The 2,752-nt window shown below is 64.0% G+C and carries 2 protein-coding genes; one reads left to right on the top strand and one right to left on the bottom strand.

The window, feature by feature from the left end; genetic code table 11:
- Positions 1–296, top strand: a 296-nt coding sequence (locus L0G76_RS15475; protein ID WP_304358030.1) for a MerR family transcriptional regulator, incomplete at its 5' end; no start/stop codon positions are given.
- A gap of 11 nt (positions 297–307) precedes the next feature.
- Here L0G76_RS15475 and L0G76_RS15470 read toward each other — a convergent pair.
- The gene (locus L0G76_RS15470; protein WP_304358029.1) at positions 308–2,248 is read right to left on the bottom strand and encodes an LPXTG cell wall anchor domain-containing protein; all 1,941 of its coding nucleotides are present in this window, start codon (positions 2,246–2,248) and stop codon (positions 308–310) included.
- Between the last annotated feature and the right edge of the window lie 504 nt (positions 2,249–2,752).

The following is a 2,752-nucleotide window of genomic DNA, read 5'->3' as shown; positions in this document are numbered from 1 at the left end:
GGTTCTGGGAATCTGCCGGGCTGGTGTCCCCGGACCGAGTGGAAGCCCGAGCCGGAACTGCTCGCATGTACAGGGACACGGCCATTCGGGACGCAAGGATCACCTCGGCGCTGCGGACGGGAGGATACCGAATCCCCGAGGTCCGGGAAGCAATTGGGGCTCTGCGTGAACTCGGCGATGCGAGCCGGTCGCTGACGGCACTCGATGAACGGCGGAAAGCGGTGGCCCGGCGGACGCTGGCCCTGTTCCGGGCCGGAAGCGTCCTCGTCGATCTCATCGACACGGACCACCGCTGATCCTGCTCCTCCTATTCCCTGTTTCGCCGGCTGCCGGTGATGAGAAGGGCCGTTGCTCCGAGCCCGATGAGGAAGATTCCGGCGCCGATGAGCATTCCGTTGCCCGTGGTGCCCGTCCGCGGCAGCTGAGCCGGTGGGGCGGGTGCTGCAGGTTTGTCTGCAACCGGTTCTGTTCCGGGCTCGGCAGGCGGCGCTTCGGGTGATTCCGGTACCTCCGGCGGGGCCGGTGCCTCCGGCGGGGCTGGTGGCGTCGGCGGGGCCGGTGGCGTGGAGGGCTCTTCAGGTGGTTCTGTCGGGGTCTCTTCCGGCGGCCGGTGCACTGTTTCGTCCGGGATGCCCCAGTCGCTCGTCCACTCCTGGTGCACGTCGTTGCCTTGAATCGTGGTCACATAGGTCACCCATCCGACGGGCATGTCGATGGCTTCAGAACTCACCGTCGCCGTGCCGTCTTGGTCTCCGACCACGGTGATGTCCTGGGACTGGAGCTCTTTCCCAGCAGCCTCCTTCGACTGCTTCGGCGTGGTCTCGGAGTGGTAGGCGGTCATCGTGATCACTGCTTCGCCGCCGGGGCGCAGCCCGCTCACCGTGACTTCGTCGTGGACCTTGCTGATCTCAAGAACCGCTTCGGTTTCGGCGCTCGGGGCCCAGGGAACAAAGCCTGTTTCCCGCGGCTGACCGTGGATGCTCTTCCACTCTTTCGTGGATTTGTCACCGGCGATGGTCTCGGTGAAATACATCCACCCGTGGAAGTCCTGGGGGACTGTGATCGCGTCGGATCGGTGCGTGCCGTTGCCGACGTCCTTCGACGTCACCTGTGCAATCACTTCGGCGTCATCGTTCTTCTTCCCGGGCTCGGGCACCGATTGGGTCTGCCACAGTTCATGCTCGACGGTGACGGTGTGGTCGCCGACCAGACCGGCGACGGTGAACTGATCGGTGATCGCATCGCCGGGTTGCGGGTTCTGATCGGAGATCTCGGTGGACACGCGAGGCTGTGAGGTCATGTCGACCTTCGCCTGAGCGGAGACCGTGACGGGTTCGTCCGGGGTGATGACGCGCTGCACCCGGTTGGTCTTCTGCGGTTCGTAGAGCAGGACCGACTCCGGTGCGAGGCTCGCCGATGCCTTGGCCGTGACCGTGCCCGGCGTGTCGAGCGTGAGGGTGATGACGACGGGTTTCGCCTCGCTGGTCAGGGAGTCCGGAGCGTCCGCGGCCCCGTTGGTGTCGAGAGTGATGGGGATGCCCGGGACAGCGGTGCCCGAGGCACTGGTCAGGGACACCGAGAGTGTGACCGTGTTCGTCGTGGGGAGCCGAACCTTCTTGTCATCGTCGTTGCCGTTGTCGACTCGTGTGAAATCACCGTCGTTCGGGCCCTGCTTGCCATATGGTTCGAGGACCGGCATATCCAGAACCGGGGTCAGGGAGACATCGAGCGTGTAGGGGCCCGCGAACTTCTTCGCCTCGGCCTTGATCGTGGAGAACTGCTTCGCAGCACCCGTGAACTTCTTATCCAGATCGCCTGGCTCCTGCGGCGGAATCTTGTGATCATGCGGGATCGTCTCGTCCAGACGTGCCAGCGCGCTCAATGCCGCCTGCACATCGGCCGACTCGGACTCGGAATACTCGTGCAGCGCCCATGCGGTCTGCGCGGTGGTGATCTTCTCTGCTTGCGAACCTTTGAAGTATTTGGGCAGCGGCGACTGTTTGCCGGCATCAATGCAGTAGGCATGCGTGTCCGTGAACGTTGTGTAGGCGCCGTACCAGGTCTTGCCCTGCGGAGCATGATGCCAGATGCCCGGACCATAGGCCTCACTGGCCTTGAGCATCGGCACTTCGCCGAGCGATGCGGGCGGTCCCTGGGCCATGGCCGGCCCGAGCCCGATGAGAGAGGCCAGAGCCAGGACCAGCAGGAGGAGAGCGGAGCGGAGTGTGAAGCGTCTGCGAGTAGTCATACCCCGATTCGACGCTGGACGTGTCGATCCTGACCAGGGCAGAAAATCTGCCTGTGAATTCACCCGGTGGCTTCCACAGGAAAACGAACATGAGTCGGCCTCGATGCCGATGCGGGTGTGGACAGGAGATCCCACCCATCCGCAAGCATCGCTCCAGGTCAAGACGGTCACCGGTGAGAGAGTACGTGCACCGGCCGATTTCTTCGCTGCCGTCCCTCGCCGAGGTGGACCCGAGAATGGAGCTTCGTCCACATGGCAGTGAGCTTGAGTGGACCGTCATTTGTCAGGAACTGTTGCCGTACGGCAACAGCATTATGGGCCCGACGTCAGCCTGGGACCGTAAACTTGGCAGAGCGGTGAACTCCACACGAAGAAGGATGATATATGTCGGATCAGACGGGACCCGGAAACGGCCCCGACTCGCAGCAGCCTGCACGCGCGGGAAACCCCGTGCCTCCTCGCGCGCAACCGCCTCGGGTCGCCGACCCCCGGAACCCGAATGTT

The organism is Brevibacterium picturae, from assembly GCF_030453725.1.
Lineage (GTDB): Bacteria > Actinomycetota > Actinomycetes > Actinomycetales > Brevibacteriaceae > Brevibacterium > Brevibacterium sandarakinum_A.
Note: the sequence above shows the minus strand (reverse complement) of the source record. Positions and strands in the feature narration are given on the sequence as shown.